Genomic DNA, 23564 nt, shown 5'->3' with positions numbered 1-23564 from the left:
GCCGGATGAGGTTCCTACGATCTGACCAATCGTGCGAACCCCTGGGAGGCGGTCATGGCCGACAGGCGCGGAATCGCGGGTCTCGGCGGCATCACGCTGGCCCTCGTTGTGCTGGCCCCGCTGGCCGGCTGCACCTCCGGCGGCGAGGAGGTCGCGGACGCCGTCCGCAAGGTCGACGCGGCCCGGCTGGTCCACCTCTCCGCCACGGACAAGGTGGATCCCTCGCAGCCGGTCACGGTCACCGCGGAGCCGGGCAGCCGGCTGACCGACGTCACCGTGGTCGGCCCGGACGGCCGGATCGTCGCCGGGCGGCTCTCGGAGGACCAGCGCAGCTGGCAGACCACCGGCCGGCTGAAGGCGGCCACCGCCTACACCGTGCGGATCGCCGCCGACGACGGCAGCGGCGGGCGCGGCGAGACCACCTCCGGCTTCGCCACCCTGGCCGCCCAGCGGCTGCTGACCGCGAAGCTCGGCCCCGACTCCTCCGGCAGCGGCGTCTACGGGGTCGGCCAGCCGCTCACCGTGCAGCTCTCCGAGGCCGTCAAGGACCCGCAGGCCCGCCAGGAGGTGGAGCGGGCGCTGACGGTGACCTCGCAGCCCGCCGTGACCGGCGCCTGGTACTGGGTGGACGACAAGAACCTGCACTTCCGCCCCGAGGACTACTGGCCCACCGGCACCGTCGTCGCGCTGGCCTTCGAGGCCACCGGCGGCCGGATCTCCGACGGCCTGTACGGCGGCGACCGGGCGGCCCTGGCGATGCGGATCGGCGAGCGGGTCGAGACGGTGGTCGACGCGGCCGCCCACGAGCTGACCCTCAAGCGCGCCGGCCAGGTGGTCCGGACGATCCCGGTCACCACCGGCAAGCCCGGCTTCGACACCCGCAACGGCGTCAAGGTGGTGCTCGGCCAGGAGCGCAAGGTCCGGATGAGCGGCGAGACGATCGGCATAGCGGCCGGCAGCGAGGAGGCCTACGACCTCGACGTCGAGTGGGCGACCCGGGTCACCTGGAGCGGCGAGTACGTGCACGCGGCGCCCTGGTCCGTCGGCTCCCAGGGGGTGGAGAACGTCAGCCACGGCTGTACCGGCATGAGCACCGAGAACGCCCACTGGTTCTACCAGAACACCAGGGTGGGGGACCTGGTGACGGTGGTGAACAGCCGCGGCAAGAGCATGGAGCCCTTCGGCAACGGCTTCGGGGACTGGAACATCGGCTGGGGCGAGTGGGTCGGGCACAGCGCCCTCGGGCAGCCCGTCAGCACCACCACGCCGGCCACCAGGGCCCCTGCCGGCGGGATGATCGCCCCGCAGCTCTGAGGACGGTCCCCGAGGGCCCTCAGGGGCCTTCCTGGCCCTCCGCGGCGTCCTCCCGGTAGGCCAGGCGCAGCGCGTTGTCGGCGGCGGCCAGGGCGTCCGCCGCCGACACCCCGAGCCGCCGGACCCGCTCGGCGTACTCGGCGGCGGCCGCGGCGGCCAGCCGGTGCGCGGAGTCGCCGACCGCGGCGATCAGGGTGCCGCGCCGGCCGTGCGTCTCCACCACCCCGTCCGCCTCCAGCTCCCGGTAGGCGCGGGCGACCGTGCCGGCCGCCAGCCCGAGCCGCTCGGCCAGCGCGCGGACGGTGGGCAGCCGCAGTCCGGTCGCCAGTTCGCCGGTCCGGGCCTGTTCGGCGATCTGGGCCCGGATCTGCTCGTACGGGGGAGTGCCGGCGGCGGGGTCGACGGACAGCTGCACAGGGGCTCCTGACGTTCGGCGGGGCGCCGCGAGCGCCCCGGGGTACGGGAAAGCCCGAGGGCCGCCGACCAGAAGAACTCTGGTCAGCGGCCCTCGGGGTGCGACGCGGGGTGCGTACGGGATCAGTGGTGGCCGTGGCCGCTGGTGATCTCGTGGTGCTCCTCGGAGGTCGGCTTGGGGATCTGGCTGCTCTCGCCGTAGAAGCCGCGGGAGATCTTCGCCCGGGTGCGGTCGAGGACGTTGGCCTTGCGGGCCACGCCGTTCTCGTCCGTCTCGGCCGGCAGCTCGAACGGCTCGATCTGCTCGTGCGCGGTGAGCTTGTGCAGGTCCTTCTGCGGCAGCTGGGCGTGCACCTCGACGAACTCGCCGTGCGGCAGGCGCTTGATGACGCCGGTCTCGCGGCCGTGCAGCACCTTCTCCTTGTCACGGCGCTGGAGGCCGAGGCACCAGCGCTTGGTGATGATGAAGACGAGCACCGGGATCACGAACATGCCCACGCGGACGAAGTAGGTGACCGAGTTGATCGACAGGTGCAGGTGGGTGGCGAACAGGTCGTTGCCACCGGCCGCCAGCAGGACCAGGTAGAGGCTGATCCAGGCGGCACCCAGCGCGGTGCGGACCGGGGCGTTGCGCGGGCGGTCCAGGATGTGGTGCTCGCGCTTGTCGCCGGTGATCCAGCCCTCGATGAAGGGGTAGGCGGCGATCGAGACCAGCACCATCGGGAAGAGGACCATCAGCGGGATCGCCACACCGAGGTTCAGGGTGTGGCCCCACAGGCTGATCTCCCAGCCCGGCATGATGCGGATCAGGCCCTCGGAGAAGCCCATGTACCAGTCCGGCTGGGCGTCCGTGGACACCTGGTCGGGACGGTACGGGCCGTACGCCCAGATCGGGTTGATCGAGGCGATCGCCGAGATGGCCGCGATCAGACCGAAGACCAGGAAGAAGAAGCCACCGGCCTTGGCCATGTAGACCGGCATCAGCGGCATGCCGACGACGTTCTTCTCGGTCTTGCCCGGGCCCGCCCACTGGGTGTGCTTGTGGTAGAAGACCAGGATCAGGTGCGCCACCAGCAGGCCGAGCATGATGCCCGGGATCAGCAGCACGTGGATGGTGAAGAACCGCGGCACGATGTCGTGGCCGGGGAACTCGCCCCCGAACAGGAACATCTGGACGTAGGTGCCGATCAGCGGGGTCGCCAGGACGGCGCCCTCCATGAACCGGATACCGGTGCCGGAGAGCAGGTCGTCGGGCAGCGAGTACCCGAAGAAGCCGTCGAACATGCCCAGGACCAGCAGCAGGAAGCCGAAGACCCAGTTGATCTCGCGCGGCTTGCGGAACGCGCCGGTGAAGAAGACGCGCATCATGTGCACGAACATCGCCGCGACGAAGACCAGGGCCGCCCAGTGGTGGATCTGGCGGACCAGCAGGCCGCCGCGCACCTCGAAGCTGATGTCGACCGTCGACGCGTACGCCTCGGACATCGGGATGCCCTTGAGCGGGACGTACGAGCCGTCGTAGATGACCTCGCCCATCGAGGGCTTGAAGAACAGCGTCAGGTAGACACCGGTCAGGATGATGATGATGAAGGTGTAGAGGCAGATCTCGCCCAGCATGAAGGACCAGTGGTCCGGGAAGATCTTCCGCAGGTTGGTCTTGGCGAGGGAGTAGATCCCCAGCCGACCGTCCGTCCAGTCCGCCGCCTGCTCCCACTTGTTCGCGGGCTTGGCGCGCGTGCTGGCGGGCTTGGTGGCGCCGGAGGTGGTGCTGCTCGTACTGCTCATCGAGCACGCTCCCAGTAGCTCGGGCCGACGGGCTCGTCGAAGTCGCCGTGGGCGACCAGGAAGCCCTTCTCGTCAGTGGTGATCTTCAGCTGCGGCAGCGGGTGGCCGGCCGGGCCGAAGATCACGCGCGCGCCGTCCGCCAGGTCGAAGGTCGACTGGTGGCAGGGGCAGAGCGCGTGGTGGGTCTGCTGCTCGTACAGGCTGATCGGGCAGCCGACGTGGGTGCAGATCTTGGAGTAGGCGAGGATGCCCTCGAAACCCTTCTCCTTGGACTTGTCGTCCTTGATGTCCTCCGGCGCGATGCGCACCAGCATGAGGGCGTCCTTGGCGATGCGCTGCTGGAAGTCCTCGTCGTGGGTGTGCAGGCCCTCGGGCATCGCAAAGGTCAGCGACCCCTGGATGATGTCCTCGGCCTTCATCGGCTGGTTGGTGTTCATGTTGATGAGCTGCAGGGGCTTGGCGTCGGTCGCCTCCTCCCAGCCGGTGTGCTCCAGCTTGTCCTCGGGCAGCGGGCCCAGGTCGCGCAGGAGGACCACACCGGACAGCGGCACCAGGGCCATCGAACCGATGAGGGTGTTGCGGATCATCTTGCGGCGGCCGAAGCCGGACTCGGCGGCACCGGTCCGGAACTGCTCGATGACGTCGGCGCGAACCTCGTCGTCGGCCTCGATCGGGTGACGCTCGGCCGGGATCTCGTGGTCCGACATCAGGGTGCGGGCCCAGTGGACCGCGCCCGCGCCGATGAGGAACAGCGCCAGGCCGAGGGTCATGCCGAGCGCGAAGTTCATTGCGCTGACGTGGCCCAGCGGCCAGATGTAGACGATCTTGTCCGGGTCGATGGCCACGTACGAGGCGATGAAGCCGATCGTGGCGAGCATCGAGACGACGAACATCAGCGACACCTGGCGCTCGGCCCGCTTGGCGGCCCGCTCGTCGATGTCGGTGCGACGCGGCTCGTGGGCCGGCAGGCCCGGGTCGGCGAACGGATCGCCGTGGGCGGCCACCTCGTGGTGCCCGGCGGAGCCGTGGGACTCCGGGAGCTTCTCTTCTGACATGTCGTGGCTCATGACTTCTTGGCCTTGGTGGTGTGGGCGGCGACCCAGATCGCGACCGCGATGAGCGCGCCGAGACCGAAGATCCAGCCGAACAGGCCCTCGGTCACCGGACCGAGGCTGCCGAGCGTGAGACCGCCGGGGTTGGGCTCATCGTTGGTGGTGTGGCGGACGAAGGCCACGATCTGCTTCTTCTGCTCCTCGGGCATGGTGCTGTCCGGGAACGACGGCATGTTCTGCGGGCCGGTCTGCATGGCCTCGTAGATGTGCTTGGCGTCCACGCCCTCCAGGGACGGGGCGTACTTGCCCTGGGTCAGGGCACCGCCCTGGCCGGCGAAGTTGTGGCACTGGGCGCAGTTGGTGCGGAACAGCTCGCCACCCTTGGACAGGTCGTCCGGGTTGGTCGAGGTGTACTGCTCCTCGGTCGGCGTGACCGGACCGGGGCCGAGCGAGGCAACGAAGGCGGCGAGCTGGTCGATCTCCGCCTGCGAGTAGATGTTCGGCTTGCTCGGCACCTGGGCGCCGGGCTGCTGGGCCGGCATACGGCCGGTGCCCACCTGGAAGTCGACCGCGGCGGAGCCGACGCCGACCAGGCTCGGGCCGTCGCTGCTGCCCTGCCCGTTCAGGCCGTGGCAGGAGGAGCAGCCCACGGCGAAGAGCTTCTTGCCCTCATCGATCGCGAGCGACTGCGCCGCCACGTCGGCCTGAGCCTTGCCGGCGGGCGCGAACGCGGCGTACAGCCCCCCGGTTGCCGCCAGGGCGAGAAGTAGGACGACCAGCGCCGCCAGTGGGTGGCGCCGTCGTGCGGAGAGCTTTTTCACGGAATAACCCCGGTGTCAGGATCTGGTCGACTGGTGGTTGCACCCGGCGGCCGGTCTGGCCGGCACGAGGCTGCCTGTCCAAGGCTGCGCGCGCGGTCGGTCGGTGGGAGCGTCGCCACCGGCGAAATCGGGCCGTCGCCGGTGAGGGCGGGACCCGGGGCCGGTGGCCAGCGACCTGATCAGCTGGTTACTTGATCAGGTAGATGGTCGCGAACAGGCCGATCCACACGACATCGACGAAGTGCCAGTAGTACGACACCACGATGGCGGCAGTGGCCTGCTCGTGCGTGAAGCGCTTGGCTGCGTACGTCCGTCCCAGGACCAGCAGGAAGGCGATCAGACCACCCGTCACGTGCAGACCGTGGAAGCCGGTGGTCAGGTAGAACACCGTGCCGTACGCGTCGGAGGACAGCGAGAGGCCGTCCTTCTTGACCAGCTCGGTGTACTCGAAGATCTGGCCGCCGATGAAGATCGCGCCCATCACGAAGGTGATGACGAACCACGAGCGGAGCTTCTTCACGTCCCCGCGCTCGGCGGCGAAGACGCCGAGCTGGCAGGTGAGCGAGGAGAGCACCAGGATCGTGGTGTTGACCGAGGAGAAGGGCACGTTGAGGGCGTGCGCCTTCTCGGTCCAGAACTCCGGCCCCTTGACGGAGCGGAGCGTGAAGTACATCGCGAAGAGGGCCGCGAAGAACATCAACTCGGAACTGAGCCAGACGATCGTTCCGACGCTGACCATGTTCGGCCGGTTGACCGATCCGTGCGCGTGCCCGGTTTCTACTGCTGTTGCTGTCGCCACGACGGACATTATGTCGGTCCCTTATTCCGTCTTCACGTCGGGGGGTCACCCTCGGAGTGTCCGGTGCGTGCGGTATGCCCCCCTGGGGCCCGACAGAGCGTCCGGACTGCCGCTGAGCAGCGGCGTGTCCCTTTTCTGACGGTTGCTCGAAGGGCCCGTCCGGACCCTGTCCGGCGTGTCGTGACGGGCTTCCGGGTGCCGTCGGGGGTAAGGGGAAGTTCCACTCGTCCGCCGTACGGGTGGACCGTGCGGGCTGGGGTGACGCGCCGTGCTCCGCCCGGACCAGTCGCGGAGGCGGCGCCGTCGGGAAGAGATCGCGCGGGAGGGGCTCGGCGGGCGGTGATCGGGAGTAGCATCCGGGGAGAGGCGAACGTGGTCCGGATCACACGTGAGGGAGCAGGGCCCATGGCGTACACGACCGACGAGACGCTGACCGTTCTCGTCTACAGCCACGACCGAACCACCCGCGAGCAGGTGCTGACCGCTCTCGGGCGGCGGCCCGCGGAGGACCTGCCGGAGCTGGCCTACCTGGAGTGCGCGACCACCCCCGCGGTGCTCAAGGCGCTGGAGAAGGGTGGCGTCGACCTCTGCGTCCTGGACGGTGAGGCGGTGCCGGCCGGCGGGCTCGGGCTCGCGCGGCAGCTGAAGGACGAGATCTACGGTTGCCCGCCGGTGCTGGTGCTGATCGGCCGGCCGCAGGACTCCTGGCTGGCCGCCTGGAGCCGGGCCGACGCGGCGATCTCCCAGCCGGTGGACCCGGTGGCGCTGGCGGAGGCCGCCGCCACGCTGCTGCGGGCCAGGCTGGCCAAGCGGGCGCCCGCCGTTCGCTAGCCGTACCGCTCCGTCCCGGTCTGCACCGGTGCGGCCGGGCCGCGTCTCACCCCGCGTCTCAGTACAAGAGAAGAAGGGTGAACGGCGGAGCCCCGGCGCCCCGCCGCTCGATAGGCTGACTCCGTCCCTACGTCCTTCCCCGGTCAGCCGGGGCAGCGAGAGCTGGAGTCAGCCATGGTGAACGTGCAGCCTGCGAACGGTGGTAGCGACCCCGCGCAGGTGGTCCGCTCCTGGCCGGACATCCTGTCGGCGCTGCTGAGGGGAGAGGACCTCGACCGCTCGGCCACCGCGTGGGCGATGGACCGGATCATGAGCGGCGAGGCCTCCCCGGTGCAGGTGGCCGGGTTCATGGTGGCGCTGCGGGCCAAGGGCGAGACGGTCGACGAGATCTCCGGGCTGGTCGACTCGATGTACGCGCACGCCGAGCCGCTGGACATCCCCGGCCCGGCGGTGGACATCGTCGGTACCGGCGGCGACCGGGCCAAGACCGTCAACATCTCCACCATGTCGGCGATCGTCGCCGCCGCGGCCGGCGCCAAGGTGGTCAAGCACGGCAACCGGGCCGCCTCCTCGTCCAGCGGTTCCTCGGACGTGCTGGAGAAGCTGGGCATCAGTCTGGACCTCCGGCCGCGCCGGGTCGCCGAGATCGCCGAGGAGGTCGGGCTCACCTTCTGCTTCGCCGCGACCTTCCACCCGTCGATGCGGCACGCCGCGCCGGCCCGGCGCGACCTCGGGGTGCCCACCGCGTTCAACATCCTGGGGCCGCTGACCAACCCGGCCCGGGTGACGGCGCACGCGATCGGCTGCTTCGACACCCGCCTGGCGGGGCTGATCGCCGGGGTGCTCGCCCGGCGCGGTGCCACCGCGCTGGTCTTCCGGGGCGACGACGGACTGGACGAGCTGACCATCAGCACCACCTCGCGGGTGTGGGTGGTCCGCGACGGCGCCGTCACCGAGACCGCCTTCGACCCGCGCGAGGTCGGCATCGAGCCGGTCGGCATCGAGGCGCTGCGCGGCGCGGACCCGGCGTACAACGCGGAGGTCGCGCGCCGGGTGCTGGCCGGGGAGCACGGCCCGGTCCGGGACGCGGTGCTGCTGAACTCGGCGGCCGCGCTGGTGGCGCTGGACCTCACCGACGCGCCGCTCGCCGAGCAGCTCGGGGCGGCCATGCGGCGTACCGCGGCGGCCGTCGACTCGGGTGCCGCGCGGGACCTGCTGAAGCACTGGTCGGAGGCCACCGCCCGGGCGTGACACGGCGGTTGGGGCCCATCGGGAATCCTCCCGGTGGGCCCCTGTCGGTGTCCGGGATGTGGACTCTTGTTTGACCGGGGGACGGACCCGACCTAAAGTCTTGGCCAGGTCATGAGCGACAGCGACAAGCCCCAGCTTGCTGTCCGGCAACCCTCCGTCCGTGGCGGGGTGCCCTGGGTGAGGACCGGGCCGTGCGGCGAGCCGTCCGCGTGGCAAGCGCGGACACCCGGATCATCACGCACTCCCGGGGTCCCTGACCCGTAGACGGAGTGCATCCTCATGTCTCTCGCGACCGACCTCCTCGCCCCCCTCCCCGTTCTCGGCCACGATGTCGAGGTCCCGCTCGCCAACGGTGACAAGGTCGCCTACGCGGCGCTCGACTACGCCGCCAGCGCCCCGGCGCTCCAGCGGGTCTGGGACGAGGTCGCCGCCTACGCCCCCTACTACGGCAGCGTGCACCGCGGCGCCGGCTACCTGTCCCAGCTCTCCACCGACCTGTTCGAGCAGAGCCGCCGCACCGTCGCCGAGTTCCTGGACCTGCGCGAGGGCGACCAGGTGGTCTTCACCCGCGCCACCACCGACTCGCTCAACCTGCTGGCCGGCGCCGTCCCGGCCGGGACCCAGGTGTTCGCCTTCGAGACCGAGCACCACGCCTCGCTGCTGCCCTGGGCGCACGCCGGTCTGACCGTCACCTGTCTGCGCGCCCCCCGTTCGCACGCCGAGGCGGTCGCCGCCTTCGACGCCGCGCTCGCCGAGGCGCCCGAGGGCCCGAAGCTGCTCTGCGTCACCGGCGCCTCGAACGTCACCGGCGAGCTCTGGCCGGTCGCCGAGCTGACCAGGACCGCCCACCGGTACGGCGCCCGGGTGGTGCTGGACGCCGCGCAGCTGGTCCCGCACCACCGGGTCTCGGTGCGCGAGCTGGGTGTCGACTGGATCGCCTTCTCCGGCCACAAGCTGTACGCGCCGTTCGGCGCCGGGGTACTGGCGGGCCGGGCCGACTGGCTGGACGAGGCCGAGCCCTACCTGGCCGGCGGCGGCGCCACCCGTACGGTGGCCCGGGAGACCGACGGCTCGGTGGCCGTGCAGTGGCACACCGGCCCGGCCCGGCACGAGGCCGGCTCCCCGAACGTCATCGGCGTGTACGCGATCGCGGCGGCCTGCCGGGCGCTCACCGAGGCCGGGTTCGACGCGCTGGAGGCGCGCGAGCGGGCGCTGGTGGCCCGGCTGAAGGCCGGTCTGGCGGAGGTCCCCGAGGTCAGGGTGCTGAACCTGTTCGGCGCCGACGCGGACCGGGTGGGCGTGCTGTCCTTCGTGGTCCGGGGCTGGAACAGCTCGCACTTCTCGGCCGCGCTGTCCGCCGAGTACGGCATCGGCGTGCGGGACGGCCTGTTCTGCGCCCACCCGCTGGTGCGCACGCTGCTCGGCGACGAGGAGGCCGCGCCCTCGGAGTGCGGCGCGCCGGAGGCTTCGCTGCCGGGCGAGCGCAGCCTGAACGCGATCCGGGTGAGCTTCGGCGCCGGTACCCCGGACGAGCACGTGGACCGGTTCCTGACCGCCGTCCGCGAGCTGGTCACGGACGGCGCGGCGTGGAGCTACCGGAACGAGGGCGGCCGCTGCGTCGCGGACACCCGCCGGGAGGGCTGAGGCCCCGTCCGGCCCCTCCGGCCGGCCGCGCTGTCGGCTACTCCTCCAGGCCGATCGCGAACGCGGCCTCGAGGTCGTGCTGGGAGTAGGTGCGGAAGGCGATCTGGGTCTCGGTGTGCGCCACGCCCGGGACCTTGTTCAGCCGGCCGGGGATCACCTCGGCGAGGTCGTCGTGCCGGCGCACCCGCACCATCGCGACCAGGTCGTAGCCGCCGGTCACCGAGTAGACCTCGCTGACGCCCTCGATGGCGGCGATCGCCTCGGCGATCTCCGGGATGCGGTCGACGCTGGTCTTGATCAGGACGATGGCGGTGATCACGGTGGCGTACTCCTTTGTGAGGTGCCGCCAGGGTAGCGGGCGTCGGCCGCACCGTCGCGGGGGTGGGGGCGGGTGCGGGTGCGGGTACGGCGGGGTCGGCGCTCGGCCAGGGTGCAGGCGTACAGGAAGCCCGCCATGAAGCCGATCACGTGCACCAGGTACGCCACCCCCGGTCCGGCGGAGTGCACCGACCACCACTGGAGCGCGAACCAGAGGCCCAGCACCAGCCAGGCCGGGAACCGCAGCGGCAGGAAGAGCAGCAGCGGGACGAGCGTGGTGACCCGGGCGTGCGGGTGGAACCGCAGGTAGGAGCCGAGCACGGCGGAGATCGCCCCCGAGGCGCCGATCAGCACCCGGGTCGAGTCCGCCGAGTGCGCCTCGGCCAGCGCGAAGCCGTAGGTGGTCACTGCGCCGGCCGCCAGGTAGAAGAGGAGGAACCGGGGGCGGCCGAGCCGGCGCTCCACGGCGGGGCCGAAGACGTGGAGGAAGAGCAGGTTGCCGAGCAGGTGCAGCCAGCCGGCGTGCAGGAAGAGCGCGCTGAGCACGGACAGCGCCGGGTGCTTGCCGGGGGTGGCCGAGGCCGGGCAGCCGGGTACCGGCTCGGGGGCCTCGGCCAGTTGGTCCGCGGTCAGCGGGTGACCGGTCAGGAGCTCGGCGGGGACGGCCCCCCAGCGCTGCTCGTAGCGCTGCTCGGCGCAGACCCGGGCCTGGTCCCGGCCGTAGAGGGGGTTGAGCCCCGCCGCCGGTCCGAGCAGGAAGACCGCGGTGTTCAGCGCGATCAGCGCGTAGCAGACGGCCGGGGCGGTGGCGGCCGGTCGGCCGCGGTGCGCGCCGGGGTGGGGGACCGGGATCGCCATGGGCTCCAGCATCCCCCCGGTGCCGGGCGGGCACCGCGCGGTTACGGCAGGTGGGCTACCGCCCGGGAGTGATCGGCCGGTAGCCGGGAAGGTTGCCCCAGGCAATAGGCTTGGGGCGGGCATTCCCGCCTCCCGCCGCCGACGCCGGGGCTCCGGGGGGAGCGCCTGAGCCCGTTCCGGGACCACCCGAGAGGACCCCCGATGACCGTCCCCGCCCTGACCGCCGAGACGCGCTGGCGCTGCACGCTCTGCGGAAACCTGACCCGCTTCGACGTGACCCGGACCGCCCGGGTGACCGAGTTCCTCCACTTCGACCTGGCCGGCGAGTCCAAGGTCGAGGAGACCCAGGTGCTCAGCGAGACCGTGGAGTCGGTGCGCTGCCGCTGGTGCAACGCCGTGGACCAGGTCGAGCTGGTCGCCCGTCCCGGTGCGGACGAGGCGGCCGAGGCCGCCGAGGCTCCCGAGCAGGGCTGACCGCCCGGTCCGTGCGGTGGGCGGTGAGCGGCGTGGCCGCCCGCCGCACGGGACAATACAGAGAGAACGCACGGAGTGTGACGGGGGTGGCGGCCGAGGGCCGTACCCCGCTGGACCAGGATCGGAGCCGAGGACGTGGTGGACGCAGCGAAGGAGCCCGCCGGGCCGCAGGGGCGGCAGCCCGCTGTGGACGCGCAGGCGCCGGACGCGGCAGTGGCCGCCCCCTCCGACACCGAGGTCCCGGCGGAGGCGCCCGCGGGTGAGGAGTCCGGCGCCGGTGAGGAGCCGGCGGCAGCGGACGGCGGAGCAGCGGGGTCGGCGGGACCGGCGGGGGCGGACGAGGCGCTGGACCGGCCGCTCCCGGAGGGGGTGCGCCGACGGGTGGTCGGTCTGGCCTCCGACGCGCTCGGCGGTCTGCCGCTCGGCGAACTGCCCCAGTCGCTGCGCCAGTACGCCAAGTTCACCCCCGCCCGCCGGGCCAAGTACGCGGCGACCGCGCTGGCCGCGGCGCTGGAGGCGGAGCCGGCCTTCCGGGTGCGGATAGCGGAGCGGCTGCGGCTGGGTCAGCCGGACCTGGTCAGGGCCCTGGAGGCGGGCGCCGTGCCGGGCGCGGCCGACCCGATGGACGTGGCCGCGGCCGCCTATCTGGTGCGGTCCGCCGGGTGGAGCCGGCTGGTGGCCGAGGCCGGCGAGGAGGCCGAGCGGGCCGGCACCGAGGGCGCGGTCGCCGAGGCGACCCGGCTGGTCGAGAAGCTGCAGGCCGAGCTGGCCGAGCTGCGGACCACGGCCAGGGCCGACCTGGAGCGGCAGCGGGCCGAGTCGGAGGACGTCCGCAAGGAGGCCGAGTCGCTGCGCCGGCGGCTGCGTTCGCTGGAGAGCGACACCCGCCGGGCGCAGGCGGAGACCCGGAAGGTCGCCGCCGAGCTGGAGGCGGTCAGAGCGCAGGCGGCGGCCGAGCGCGGCGCGGCGGAGAGCGAGGCACGGCGGCTGCGGCACCGGGTCACGGAGCTGGAGAACTCCGCCGAGCAGGGCCGGCGTTCCGCCCGCGAGGGGCGCGGCGTCGAGGACATGCGGTTGCGGCTGCTGCTGGACACGGTGCTGCAGTCGGCCCAGGGCCTCCAGCGGGAGCTGGCGCTGCCGGTCTCCCAGATCCGTCCGGCGGACCTGGTGGAGGCGGTGGTGCCGGGTTCGGCCTCGCCGCACGACGTGGCGCGGCGCGGGCTGGCCGAGGACGACCCGGCGCTGCTGGACCAGCTGCTGGCGATCCCGCAGGTCCATCTGGTGGTGGACGGCTACAACGTCACCAAGACGGGCTATCCGACGCTGCCGCTGGAGCAGCAGCGGATCCGGTTGCTGGGCGGACTGGCGATGCTGGCGCAGCGCACCCAGGCGGAGGTCACCTGTGTGTTCGACGGCCAGGACCTCGACGTGCCGGTGATCATGGCGCCGCCGCGCGGGGTGCGGGTGCGGTTCAGCCGGACCGGTGAGACGGCGGACGAGCTGATCCGCCGACTGGTCCGGGCCGAGCCGCAGGGCCGCCCGGTGGTGGTGGTCTCGGCGGACAAGGAGGTGGCGGACGGCGTGCGGAAGGCGGGCGCGCGCCCCGTGGCCTCGGTGCTGCTGCTGAACCGGCTGGCCCGCCCCTAGGGCGTGCCCTGGTTCCCGGGGTCGCGGACCGAGGGTCATGACGGCTGGTCAGCGCCGGGATTGCGGTCTTGTGCGGGTTTCGTGAAGTCCGGGTGCGGGCGGCAGGTTCACGTAATCGTGGGAGTGGCGCGAAGCGTGGATCTTCACTAGGGTCTGGCGTCAAACCTATTTTCCGGATTCTCACCCCATCGGGTGAGGCCATTGGAAGAAGGAGCCGGTCCTTTTGGCCTCCCACCGCCGTCCCAAGCAGCCGAGCCGCGCGCGGGTCTCCGTGCTCACCGCGGCCGCTGCGACCGCGGTCGCTCTCTCCGCCCAGGTCGCCGCCCACGCAGCGCCGAGCCCGTCGCCCAAGAAGGACGACGTCAAGGCGCAGATCGACCAGCTGAACGAGGAGGCCGAGCAGGCCACCGAGCGGTACAACGGCGCCAAGGAGCGGGCCGACCAGCTGCGCAAGCAGGCGGACCAGCTCCAGGACCAGGTCGCCCGCGGCCAGGAGCAGATGACCCAGCTTCAGGCGGGGCTGGCCGAGGTGGCGGGCGAGCAGTACCGCACCGGCGGCATCGACCCGTCCGTCCAGCTGATGCTCACCTCCGACCCGTCCGGGTACCTGGACAAGGCCTCCAGCGTGCAGCAGGCCAGCTCCAGCCAGGCCGAGGCGCTCAAGGGCCTGCAGGACCAGCAGCGCCGGCTCGACCAGCAGAAGAGCGAGGCGGCCGCCGTGCTGGCCTCGCTGGACACCACCACCAAGGACCTGAACCAGTCCAAGGCCGAGGTCGGCAAGAAGCTCAAGGACGCCCAGGACCTGCTGAACTCGCTCAGCGCCGCCGATCGCGCGGCCGTGAAGGCGGCGCAGCAGCAGGCCGACCGCGCCTCGCGCGGCACCGAGCGCACCGACCTGGGCAGCCTGCCGCAGGCCAGTGGCATGGCCGGCGCCGCGGTTTCCAACGCGATGGGCAAGCAGGGCTCGCCGTACGTCTGGGGCGCCACGGGCCCGAGCACCTTCGACTGCTCCGGCCTGATGGTCTGGGCGTACGGGAAGGCCGGCGTCTCGCTGCCGCGGACCTCGCAGGCGCAGGGCAACTACGGCACCCGGGTGCCGTCCCTGGCCGAGGCCCAGCCGGGCGATCTGATCATCTACCGCCCCGACCGCAGCCACGTCGGTATGTACATCGGCAACGGCATGGTGGTGCACGCGCCGCACACCGGTGACGTGGTGAAGGTGATGAAGGCCGACGCCATGCAGATCAACACGATCCGCCGGGTCTGACGGTCCGCCACGACACTCCCGGGGGCGGTTCTCGGCCTCTGTGATCAGCGCCACCTCCGATCGGGGGTGGCGCTGGGGTTTGGGTCGGGCGTTCGGCCGTCCAGGTGGAAATGATCAGCCTGATGTGGGGATGTGATCACGCTCGGTCATATTCACAAAGGAACTTGGGAATTCTTCTGGCTTTTTTCTGACAAGGATTTGAACGGATCACGGATCTGTTACTAGGGTCGTGCTTCGAACCTCGCACAGTCGATCACCCAGCCTGGGTGGCGGTGGGGTTCACCGCCGAGTTCGCGAAGCAGCCGGGCGGGGCCTCAGGTGCCCGCCCGAACCAGACCCAGCAGTCCGGGGTCAGCTGTGGAGCGGAGCCGGGGAACCACGTTCCTCCGGGGTGAATCGGCGCCAGGTCGGCCGCTCGCGCGGACGGTGAGGCGTCGTAGGGCACGCTTCCGCCCGAACCCGTCAGCTCACCCGGTAGGCGGATGAGGAAGAAGGAGTCCGCCTTCGTGGCGTCCCATCGTCGTCCCAAGCCCGCCGGCCGTACCCGGGTCTCGATCATGACCGGTCTCGCCGCCGCTGCCGTCGCCCTCTCCGCGCAGTCCGGCGCCCACGCCGACCCCGCGCCGACCAAGGACCAGGTCAAGGAGCAGGTCGACCAGCTCAACGAGCAGGCCGAGGTCGCGACCGAGAAGTACAACGGCGCCCAGGCCAAGCAGCAGGAGCTGCAGAAGCAGGTCGCCGAGCTGCAGGACAAGGTGGCCCGCCAGCAGGCCGTGGTGACGGAGGCCCAGGGCGGCCTCTCCGAGATCGCCGGCGAGCAGTACCGCACCGGCGGCATATCGCAGACCGTCCAGCTGATGCTGTCCGCCAGCCCGGACAACTTCCTCAGCCAGGCCGACGCCCTGAACCAGGCCGGTTCCACCCAGTCCGGCGCGCTGAAGGAGCTCCAGGAGCAGCAGCGCAGGCTCGACCAGGACCGCACCGAGACCCAGACCAAGCTCGGCGAGCTGGAGTCCACCACCCAGCAGCTGAAGACCTCCAAGGACGAGGTCCAGGGCAAGCTGGCGAAGGCCCAGCAGCTGCTCAACACCCTCACCGAGCAGGAGCGCCAGGCCCTCCGCGCGGCCGAGGAGAAGGCCGCCGCCGAGGCCAAGGCGAAGGCGGACGCCGCGAAGGCCGAGGCCGCCAAGGCCGCCAAGGCGAAGGCGGACGCCGAGCGCGCCACCCGCGACACCAACCGCAGCGACCTGAGCGCGTCCGCACCCACCTCCGCGTCGACGCCCGCGCCCGCCGCCGCGGCCAAGCCGGCCGCGCCCGCCGCCAACGGCTCGCGCGCCGCCGCCGCTATCGCCGCCGCCGAGAGCAAGCTCGGTGCCCCGTACGTCTACGGCGCCACCGGCCCGAACTCCTTCGACTGCTCCGGCCTCACCGGCTGGGCGTACGCCCAGGCGGGTGTGTCGCTGCCGCGCACCTCGCAGGAGCAGGCCAACGCCGGTACCCGGATCGGCTCGGACATCTCCCAGGCCCAGCCCGGCGATCTGGTGATCTTCTACGGCGACCGCCACCACGTCGGCATCTACGTCGGCGGCGGCCAGGTCATCCACGCCCCGAAGCCGGGTGCGTCGGTCCGCTACGAGTCGGCGTCCAACATGCCGGTCAACACCATCGTGCGCCTCTGACCCCCGGGTCGGCAGACTCCCGGCAGGCCCGGTCTCCCCTCGGGGGAGGCCGGGCCTGCGGCTTTCCCCCGGTCACCGGGAACTCCGGCGGGCGAACCGGTCTGATGTCCGATCAGTGACTGAATATTCGGATTCGGAGGGGTTTGGAAACGGTTGCCCTGACTCGCTAACGTCTGCCACCGGACGCCCGCTTCGACAGCCGCCCGGTCCGGTGCGGCGGCGGGTCCGGGCCCAGGATCGGAGCCGACGTCGAATGACCGCGCACCGCCGTTCCCCGCTGTCAGGTGTCCACACGCTCGCCCGGGCGCTGGTGCTCACCGCGGCGGCCACCACCGCGCTGGGCGTGGCGACCGGCGGCACCGCGCAGGCGGCTCCCGGCGCGCCCGACACCCCGGCGAACCGCAAGGACGTCAAGGCCCAGGTGGAGCAGCTCTACGACGAGGCCGAGCAGGCCTCGGAGCGGTTCAACGCCGCCCAGGAGGCCCAGCAGCGGCTCCAGCACGAGACCGGCACGCTCCAGCAGCAGATCGCCCTCTCCCAGGACGAGCTCAACCAGCTGCGCGGCGACCTCGCCACCGTGGCCGGGGCGGAGTACCGGGGCGGCGGGATGGCACAGACCGTCCAACTGATGCTCTCCACCGACCCGGAGGGCTACCTCTCCCGGGCCCGCAGCCTCGACCAGGCCGCCGAGCGGCAGAACGAGACCCTGCACGAGGTGCTGGGCCGTCAGCGGGTGCTCGACCAGCGCCGGGCCGAGGCCTCGGCCAAGCTCGCCGAGCTGGAACAGACCCGCAAGGCGCTGGCCGACGGCAAGCAGCAGATCCAGCAGCGGCTCACCAGGGCGCAGCGGCTGCTCAACAGCCTCGGCGCCACCGAACGCGCCCGGCTCGCCGCCCAGGACGCCCGCGAGGCCGAGCAGCGCGCCACCCGGGGCACCGACCGGCTGGACCTCGGCACCACCCCGCCCGCCTCCGAGCGCGGCGGCGCCGCGCTGGCCGCCGCGGTGCGGATGATCGGCTCGCCCTACGTCTACGGATCCACCGGGCCCAAGGCCTTCGACTGCTCCGGTCTGATGTACTACAGCTGGCGGCAGGCCGGAGTGACCCTGCCGCGCACCTCGCAGGCCCAGGCGTACGCCGGGCAGCGGGTCAGCATCTCCGAAGCACGGCCGGGAGACCTGGTGATCTTCTACCGGGACATGCACCACGTCGGGATGTACGCCGGCGGCGGGGTGATCGTGCACGCCCCCTACCCGGGGGCCCGGGTGCGCTACGAGAGCGTCAACGCCATGCCGGTCTCGGGGGTGATCCGGCTCTGAGCCGCCCGCACCCCGCCGGCGGCCGAGGCCCGTCCCGGCGCACCGCCCTGCTGCTCGCGGCCGGCGGCCTCGCCCAGCTGTCGCTGCCCGGCGCCGTCCCCGCGCGGCCCGCCGCGGCGGCCTCGGACGAGTACGCCGAGGTCTCGGCGCTGCTCGCCGAGCGGGCCCGGACGCTGGGCGAGGGGCCGCCCCCGCTGCCGCTGCGCGTCGGCTACCGGAACCTGCTGCTGGGCCCGGTGGACCGGGCCGGGCGGTCCACCGCCACCGCCGAGCTGACCGTCACGGTGACCGGGTACGACGAGCGGCCGGTGGTGCACCCGCGCCGGCTGACGCTGCTCCGGACCGCCGCCGGCCGGCGGATCGAACGCGAGGAGGCCGCCGGCGGGCCGCCGCCGCTGTGGGACCTCGGCACCGTCGGCGCGGCCGCCGGGGCGCGCTGCCTGGTGCTCGGGGTGGACGGCGCGGACGCCGCCGGCCCGGCCGCGCGCGCGGGGGCGGCCGTCGTCGGCGACCGGGCGGTGTCCGCCGTCGAGGCGCTCTGGGGCAGCGCCTGGGCGGGTCGGCTGCTGCTCGAACTGCCCGCCACGGGGGAGCAGTTCGCCCGGCTGCTGGCGGACGACCGGCCCGGCTGGTCGGAGCTCGCCGCGGTCACCGTCTCGGCGCCCGGCGCGCCCCTGCACGCCCCGGCCGACCGGGTGCTGGTCAACCCCGAGGTGTACGCGCGGCTGAGTGACTTCGGCCGGCAGGTGGTGGTCACCCACGAGGCGGTGCATGTGGCGACCCGGGCCGACACCCGGGCCTGGACACCGCTCTGGCTCTCCGAGGGGGTCGCCGACTGGACCGGCTACCGCGACTCCGGTCGCTCGGCCCGGCAGATCGCGCCGGAGCTGGCCCGGGACGTCGCGGCCGGACGGCTGCCCGCCGCGCTGCCCGCGGACGCCGCCCTCACGGCCGGCGGGGAGGGCCTGGCGCAGGCCTACGAGCAGTCCTGGCTGGCCTGCGACCTGATCGCCCGCCGGTACGGCCCGCAGCGCCTGGTGGCGCTCTACCGGGCGGTCGGCGCGGCTGCCCCCGGGGCGGACCGCCAGGCGTGGCTGGACGGGCTGTTCCGGGACCGGCTGGGCCTCGGGCTGGCCGAGTTCACCCGCCTCTGGCTCGCCGAGGTCCGGGCCCTGGCGGGCTGAGAAGGGCCGTACGGCGCCGTTCCGCTCAGCGCCGTTCGCCGGGTGCGGCCGCGGGCCGGTCCATGCCGTCCAGCAGGTCCTGCTCGTACGCGATGCCCGGCCGCACCGAGAACGAGACGGCCGGCACCGGCTCCGGGCGGGGCAGCACCACGGTGGCCGGGACCCGGTCGGTGCGCCGGGTCGAGCGCCAGAGCCGGACACAGGACAGTACGGTCGCGACCAGCAGCAGCACATTGCGCGCGGTCAGTACGGCGATCGCGCCGGGCCTGCTGGCGACCACGTCGCCGAAGACCAGCGGGAACTCCACCAGGGTCAGCGGGGTCGCGGCCAGGATCAGCAGCGCCACCGGCCGCTGGCTGGTGCCGCGCACGGTCAGGCAGACCGCCGCCGCGCCGACCAGCCAGACCAGGTACTGCGGGCTGATCACCCGGCTGGTCACGGTGAAGATCAGCAGCGCGGCGAGTGCCGCGTCGTACATGGTGGCGGCATTGCGCCGACGGGCGGTGAACCGCCAGAGCAGCAGCCAGCCGAAGCCGAGCACGGTACCGGCCAGCATCACCTTGCTGACCAGCGGCACCCACGGCCCGAGCATCTCGACCGAGCCGTAGTTCATCATCACCTTGCCGTCCCAGCTCCCGGCGATCCGGGCGAAGTGGATCGGCAGCGCGCCGACCGACTCCACCTCGATGCCGCGGTCCTTCTGGAACGTCAGGAACTCGAACGCGCCGTTCATCCCCGCCGCCAGCAGGAAGCCGATCGAGGCGGTCGCGGCGGCCGCGGCCGTCCAGGACCGCCGGGTGCGGCGGCCGGAGGGGGTGCCGATGAGGCCGAGCAGCGGCCAGATCTTGACGATGCCGCCGAGCCCGAGCAGCAGGCCGCCGATCGCCGGGCGGCGGATCAGCGCCAGCAGGCCGGCCACCGCGATCGCGGTCACGATCACGTCGTAGCGGTTGTAGATCATCGGGCCGAGCAGCGGGACGCCGGCCACCCAGACCCAGGCGCCGGTCAGGGCCCGGCCCTTGCGCAGCCCGGTGCGGACCAGCAGGCCCATCGCGAGCGCGTCGGCGATGCCGCAGATCACCCAGAACGAGACCAGGTACGACCAGGGCAGCAGGCCGGGCAGCAGGATCACCAGGGCGGCGCCGGGCGGGTACTGCCAGGTGACGTCGTCCAGCGGGAAGGTGCCGGTCTGCAGGACGCCGTACCAGCCGTGGTAGATCAGCCAGACGTCGGCGGTGATGTCCCCGCCGGGCATCCGGAGCACGCCGGTCACCAGGAGCATCAGCAGCGTCCGGGTGGCCACCCAGCTCGCGCCGAGCGCCAGCAGGGCGCCGGAACGGCCTGAGGGGCGCGTGGTGCGCTGCACGGGCTCGCGGCGGACGGCGAGCGCCGTGCCGGAGCCCTCGGCGCCGCTGGGTGTACCGGACTCGGTGGCCGGGGCCAACTCCACAACGCTCCCTCGTTCGTCTCGGACGTTCCGTCGGCGGCGCCGCGCGACGGACGCCCGGGCAGTCCGGGCGGGTCGGGACCGGCCGCCACCGCGGGGCCGGGCCGGACACGCCGACCGCCCTTGTCCTAGGACAGACCCGGGGAGGGAACGGTTGCCTTGCGTGGATCCGTTCCCGGCGGGTCGTCGTGTTGACCTATCGTACGGATCACCCAGCGGTACACCGAGCACCCCCCGACCGAGCGAGCCGTGGCCTGATGCACAAGACCTTGATCGTCACCAACGACTTCCCGCCGAGGCCCGGCGGTATCCAGGCCTTCGTGCACAACATGGCCGTCCGTCAGCCCGCAGGAAGCATCGTGGTGTACGCCTCCAGCTGGCGCGACGGCACCGAGGTCGCGCGCTTCGACGCGGAGCAGCCCTTCCCGGTGATCCGCGACCGTACGAAGGTGATGGTTCCCACACCCCGGGTCACCCGGCGGGCCGCCGAGATCCTGCGGGCGGAGGGCTGCGACTCGGTCTGGTTCGGTGCCGCCGCGCCGCTCGGGCTGATGGCCCCCGCCCTGCGCCGGGCCGGGGCCGGCCGGCTGCTCGGCATGACCCACGGGCACGAGGCCGCCTGGGCCCAGCTGCCGGTGGCCCGGCAGCTGCTGCGCCGGATCGGCGAGGGCACCGACGTGCTCACCTACCTCGGCGAGTACACCCGTTCCCGGATCGCCGCCGCGGTCGGCCCGGAGCCGGCCGCGCGGATGGCGCAGCTGCCGCCGGGCGTGGACGAGCGGACCTTCCACCCGGACTCCGGCGGTGCCGCGGTGCGCGAGCGGCTCGGGCTGGCGGACCGCCCGGTGGTGGTCTGCGTCTCCCGGCTGGTGCCGCGCAAGGGGCAGGACACCCTGATCGAGGCGATGCCGCAGATCCTCGCCGAGGTGCCGGACGCCGTGCTGCTGATCGTCGGTGGCGGCCCGTACCGGTCGGAGCTGGAGAAGCTGGTGGACGCCCGGGGCGTGCGCTCCGCCGTCCGGTTCACCGGCTCGGTGCCGTGGGAGGAGCTGCCCGCGCACTACGGCGCCGGCGACGTCTTCGCCATGCCCTGCCGCACCCGGCGCGGCGGACTGGACGTCGAGGGGCTCGGCATCGTCTACCTGGAGGCCTCGGCGACCGGCCTGCCGGTGGTGGCGGGGGACTCCGGCGGCGCGCCGGACGCGGTTCTGGAGGGCGAGACCGGCTTCGTGGTGCCGGGCGGCACGCCCTCGGCGGCGGCGGAGCGGATCGTCCGGCTGCTGCGGGACGAGGAGCTGCGCCGGCGGATGGGCGAGGCCGGGCGGCGCTGGGTGGACCGCTCCTGGCGCTGGGACCTGCTGGCCGGGCGGCTGACCTCGCTGCTGGCGGGCTGAACGCGCGGGCCCGGCGCGTACGGGTCCGGCGCGTACGGGTCCGACGCGTGCGGGCCCGACGCGTGCGGGCCCGGCACACACGCGGGTGCGGCCCGCCCCGGACGTCCGGGGCGGGCCGCACCCGCGTGCGGGCGGTCCTACTTGCGGTAGATCGCCTCGACGTCCGCCGCGTAGTCCTTCAGCACGACGTTGCGCTTGAGCTTGAGCGAGGGCGTCAGGTGGCCGCTCTCCTCGGAGAAGACGGTGTCGAGCAGACGGAACTTCTTCACCGCCTCGGCCTGCGAGACCGCCGCGTTGCCGTCGTCCACCGCCTGCTGAAGGGCGGCCAGCAGGTCCGGGTCCTCCCGCAGGTCGGCCACCGAGGCCCCGGCGGGCTTGCCGTTGAGCTGCTTCCAGTTCGGGAAGAAGTCCTCGTCGACGGTGATCAGACAGGCCACGAAGGGCTTGCGGTCGCCGACCACCATGACCTCGCCGACCAGGGCGTGCGCCCGGATCCGGTCCTCGATCACGGCCGGGGCGACGTTCTTGCCGCCCGCGGTGACGATGATCTCCTTCTTGCGGCCGGTGATGGTCAGATAGCCCTCGTCGTCCAGCGAGCCGATGTCCCCGGTGGCGATCCAGCCGTCCTTCAGGGTGTCGGCGGTGGCCTGCGGGTTGTTCCAGTAGCCGGTGAAGACGTGCGGCCCCTTGAAGAACACCTCGCCGTCCTCGGCGATCCGGACGGCGGCGCCGGGGACGGGCTGGCCGACCGTGCCGATCTTCGGCTTGTCCCACGGGTTGAAGGCGGTGGCCGCGCAGGTCTCGGTCAGGCCGTAGCCCTCCAGCACGGTGAAGCCGATGCCCCGGTAGAAGTGCCCGAGCCGCTCGCCCAGCGGGGCGCCGCCGGAGATCGCGTGGGTGGCCCGGCCGCCGAGCGCGGCCCGCAGCTTGCTGTAGACCAGCTTGTCGAAGACGGCGTGCTTGAGCTTGAGCAACAGGCCCGCGCCGCCCGCGTCCAGCGCCCGGCTGTAGGCGATCGCGGTCTCGGCGGCCTTGTCGAAGATCTTGCCCTTGCCGTCCGCCTGCGCCTTGGCCCGGGCGGTGTTGTACACCTTCTCGAAGACCCGGGGCACACCCAGGATCAGGGTGGGGCGGAAGGCGGCCAGTTCGGCGGTGACGTCCCGGATGTCGGAGACGTGGCCGAGCTTGATCGGGGCCATCGCCGGGGCGATCTCGGCGATCCGGGCGAGCACGTGGGCCAGCGGCAGGAAGAGCAGGACGGAGCTCTCGCCGGTGCGGAACAGCGGGGCCAGACGCTCCACCACGTTGCCGCACTCGGCCATGAAGTTGCCGTGGGTCAGCTGGCAGCCCTTCGGGCGACCGGTGGTGCCCGAGGTGTACACGATGGTGGCGATCGAGTCGGCGCCGGCCACCGAGCGGCGCTCGGTGACGGTGGCGTCGGTGACCTCGCGGCCCGCCTCCGCCAGCGCGGCGAGCGCCGGGCCCTCGATCTGCCAGGTGTGCCGCAGCTCCGGCAGCCGGTCCCGGACCTCCGCGACCACCGCGGTGTGGGTCTCGGTCTCGGTGAACACCGCGACCGCCCCGGAGTCGCCGAGGATCCACTCGACCTGCTCGGCGGAGGAGGTCTCGTACACCGGCACGGTGATCGCGCCGGCCGTCCAGATCGCGAAGTCCAGCAGCGTCCACTCGTACCGGGTGCGGGACATGACGCCCACCCGGTCGCCCGGCTCGACACCGGCGGCGATCAGGCCCTTCGCGGCCGCCCGCACCTCGACCTGGAACTGGGCGGCGGTCAACTCCTGCCACTGGCCGTCCACCTTGCGGCTGAGCACCGCGACATCGGGGTGCCGCTCGGCGTTCTGGTGCACGAGGTCGGAGAGGTTACCGCCGCTCGGTACCTGGTAGAGGGCCGGAAGGCTGAAGTCGAGCAAGACTGCTCCTCGTTCGCGACGCTGCGGGACGGCAGGACGTTACTGCCCGGTAGGCAGCTTCGGCCAGGGGGGTCGGCTCCGGTGTTCGAAGTGTCACACCTTGACCCGTCCGACCAGGTCGGGACCGGGCCGTTCG

The 23564-nt window shown here is 72.7% G+C and carries 20 protein-coding genes and 2 riboswitches; of the genes, 11 read left to right on the top strand and 9 right to left on the bottom strand.

All coding sequences use genetic code 11. The features are described 5' to 3' along the window. Positions 1 to 54 precede the first annotated feature (54 nt). A complete protein-coding gene (locus ADK60_RS21685; RefSeq protein WP_053648215.1) occupies positions 55 to 1314 on the top strand; it encodes a L,D-transpeptidase in 1260 nt (419 codons plus the stop codon). A 19-nt stretch (positions 1315 to 1333) separates the two neighbouring features. Here the strand turns inward: ADK60_RS21685 and ADK60_RS21680 are convergent, their stop codons facing one another. The 5 genes from ADK60_RS21680 to ctaE form a co-directional block, all read right to left on the bottom strand. Continuing rightward, entirely contained in the window at positions 1334 to 1729 is a 396-nt protein-coding gene (locus ADK60_RS21680) for a GntR family transcriptional regulator (protein ID WP_053648212.1), read from the bottom strand. Between the two features lie 122 nt (positions 1730 to 1851). Then, complete coding sequence (qcrB, locus tag ADK60_RS21675) at positions 1852 to 3513, bottom strand: cytochrome bc1 complex cytochrome b subunit (RefSeq protein WP_045938255.1); 1662 nt, start codon at positions 3511 to 3513, stop codon at positions 1852 to 1854. After that, positions 3510 to 4580 (bottom strand): cytochrome bc1 complex Rieske iron-sulfur subunit, encoded by a 1071-nt coding sequence (gene qcrA / locus ADK60_RS21670; protein WP_053648210.1) that lies wholly within the window; start codon positions 4578 to 4580, stop codon positions 3510 to 3512. Before qcrA ends, qcrB begins: the two co-directional genes overlap by 4 nt. Further along, positions 4577 to 5386 (bottom strand): cytochrome bc1 complex diheme cytochrome c subunit, encoded by an 810-nt coding sequence (qcrC, locus tag ADK60_RS21665; RefSeq protein WP_045938252.1) that lies wholly within the window; start codon positions 5384 to 5386, stop codon positions 4577 to 4579. Before qcrC ends, qcrA begins: the two co-directional genes overlap by 4 nt. Positions 5387 to 5573: 187 nt before the next feature. Continuing rightward, the gene (gene ctaE / locus ADK60_RS21660) at positions 5574 to 6194 is read right to left on the bottom strand and encodes an aa3-type cytochrome oxidase subunit III (protein ID WP_045938251.1); all 621 of its coding nucleotides are present in this window, start codon (positions 6192 to 6194) and stop codon (positions 5574 to 5576) included. A 396-nt stretch (positions 6195 to 6590) separates the two neighbouring features. Here ctaE and ADK60_RS21655 point away from each other — a divergent pair, with 396 nt between their 5' ends. The 3 genes from ADK60_RS21655 to ADK60_RS21645 all read left to right on the top strand — a co-directional run bounded on the left by ADK60_RS21655 (position 6591) and on the right by ADK60_RS21645 (position 9911). Further along, positions 6591 to 7016, top strand: a complete 426-nt coding sequence (locus ADK60_RS21655) for a hypothetical protein (RefSeq protein WP_030391506.1) — start codon at positions 6591 to 6593, stop codon at positions 7014 to 7016. Positions 7017 to 7190: 174 nt separating this feature from the next. Further along, on the top strand, positions 7191 to 8267 hold the full coding sequence (gene trpD, locus ADK60_RS21650) for an anthranilate phosphoribosyltransferase (protein ID WP_107084092.1): 1077 nt from the start codon (positions 7191 to 7193) through the stop codon (positions 8265 to 8267). A 107-nt stretch (positions 8268 to 8374) separates the two neighbouring features. Then, a riboswitch (SAM riboswitch) is annotated at positions 8375 to 8492 on the top strand. Positions 8493 to 8546: 54 nt separating this feature from the next. Beyond that, on the top strand, positions 8547 to 9911 hold the full coding sequence (locus ADK60_RS21645; RefSeq protein WP_053648208.1) for an aminotransferase class V-fold PLP-dependent enzyme: 1365 nt from the start codon (positions 8547 to 8549) through the stop codon (positions 9909 to 9911). 37 nt (positions 9912 to 9948) lie between these two features. Here the strand turns inward: ADK60_RS21645 and ADK60_RS21640 are convergent, their stop codons facing one another. Further along, on the bottom strand, positions 9949 to 10230 hold the full coding sequence (locus ADK60_RS21640) for an Lrp/AsnC ligand binding domain-containing protein (RefSeq protein WP_030391503.1): 282 nt from the start codon (positions 10228 to 10230) through the stop codon (positions 9949 to 9951). Then, positions 10227 to 11087, bottom strand: coding sequence for a rhomboid family intramembrane serine protease (locus ADK60_RS21635; protein WP_053648206.1), 861 nt, complete (start codon positions 11085 to 11087; stop codon positions 10227 to 10229). The genes ADK60_RS21640 and ADK60_RS21635 overlap by 4 nt, the downstream gene beginning before the upstream one ends. Positions 11088 to 11288: 201 nt before the next feature. Here ADK60_RS21635 and ADK60_RS21630 point away from each other — a divergent pair, with 201 nt between their 5' ends. The 6 genes from ADK60_RS21630 to ADK60_RS21605 all read left to right on the top strand — a co-directional run bounded on the left by ADK60_RS21630 (position 11289) and on the right by ADK60_RS21605 (position 18656). Continuing rightward, entirely contained in the window at positions 11289 to 11561 is a 273-nt protein-coding gene (locus tag ADK60_RS21630; RefSeq protein WP_030391501.1) for a hypothetical protein, read from the top strand. A 345-nt stretch (positions 11562 to 11906) separates the two neighbouring features. Then, positions 11907 to 13208, top strand: a complete 1302-nt coding sequence (locus tag ADK60_RS21625; RefSeq protein WP_045938248.1) for an NYN domain-containing protein — start codon at positions 11907 to 11909, stop codon at positions 13206 to 13208. A 223-nt stretch (positions 13209 to 13431) separates the two neighbouring features. After that, a complete protein-coding gene (locus ADK60_RS21620) occupies positions 13432 to 14475 on the top strand; it encodes a C40 family peptidase (RefSeq protein WP_053648204.1) in 1044 nt (347 codons plus the stop codon). A 329-nt stretch (positions 14476 to 14804) separates the two neighbouring features. Beyond that, a riboswitch (cyclic di-AMP (ydaO/yuaA leader) is annotated at positions 14805 to 14971 on the top strand. 10 nt (positions 14972 to 14981) lie between these two features. Continuing rightward, a complete protein-coding gene (locus tag ADK60_RS21615; RefSeq protein WP_045938247.1) occupies positions 14982 to 16154 on the top strand; it encodes a C40 family peptidase in 1173 nt (390 codons plus the stop codon). A 253-nt stretch (positions 16155 to 16407) separates the two neighbouring features. Further along, positions 16408 to 17472, top strand: coding sequence for a C40 family peptidase (locus ADK60_RS21610; protein ID WP_053648202.1), 1065 nt, complete (start codon positions 16408 to 16410; stop codon positions 17470 to 17472). Positions 17473 to 17708: 236 nt separating this feature from the next. Continuing rightward, the gene (locus ADK60_RS21605; protein ID WP_053648200.1) at positions 17709 to 18656 is read left to right on the top strand and encodes a hypothetical protein; all 948 of its coding nucleotides are present in this window, start codon (positions 17709 to 17711) and stop codon (positions 18654 to 18656) included. A 25-nt stretch (positions 18657 to 18681) separates the two neighbouring features. Here the strand turns inward: ADK60_RS21605 and ADK60_RS21600 are convergent, their stop codons facing one another. After that, positions 18682 to 20106, bottom strand: a complete 1425-nt coding sequence (locus ADK60_RS21600; RefSeq protein ID WP_063772402.1) for a glycosyltransferase 87 family protein — start codon at positions 20104 to 20106, stop codon at positions 18682 to 18684. A gap of 254 nt (positions 20107 to 20360) precedes the next feature. Between ADK60_RS21600 and ADK60_RS21595 the strand changes: the two genes are divergently transcribed. Then, a complete protein-coding gene (locus tag ADK60_RS21595) occupies positions 20361 to 21497 on the top strand; it encodes a glycosyltransferase family 4 protein (RefSeq protein WP_053648198.1) in 1137 nt (378 codons plus the stop codon). 137 nt (positions 21498 to 21634) lie between these two features. Here the strand turns inward: ADK60_RS21595 and ADK60_RS21590 are convergent, their stop codons facing one another. Continuing rightward, complete coding sequence (locus tag ADK60_RS21590) at positions 21635 to 23428, bottom strand: AMP-dependent synthetase/ligase (protein ID WP_045938238.1); 1794 nt, start codon at positions 23426 to 23428, stop codon at positions 21635 to 21637. Between the last annotated feature and the right edge of the window lie 136 nt (positions 23429 to 23564).

The organism is Streptomyces sp. XY431 (genome assembly GCF_001279805.1).
Classification (GTDB): Bacteria; Actinomycetota; Actinomycetes; order Streptomycetales; family Streptomycetaceae; genus Kitasatospora; species Kitasatospora purpeofusca.
This window is presented reverse-complemented; position numbering and strand designations above follow the sequence as displayed.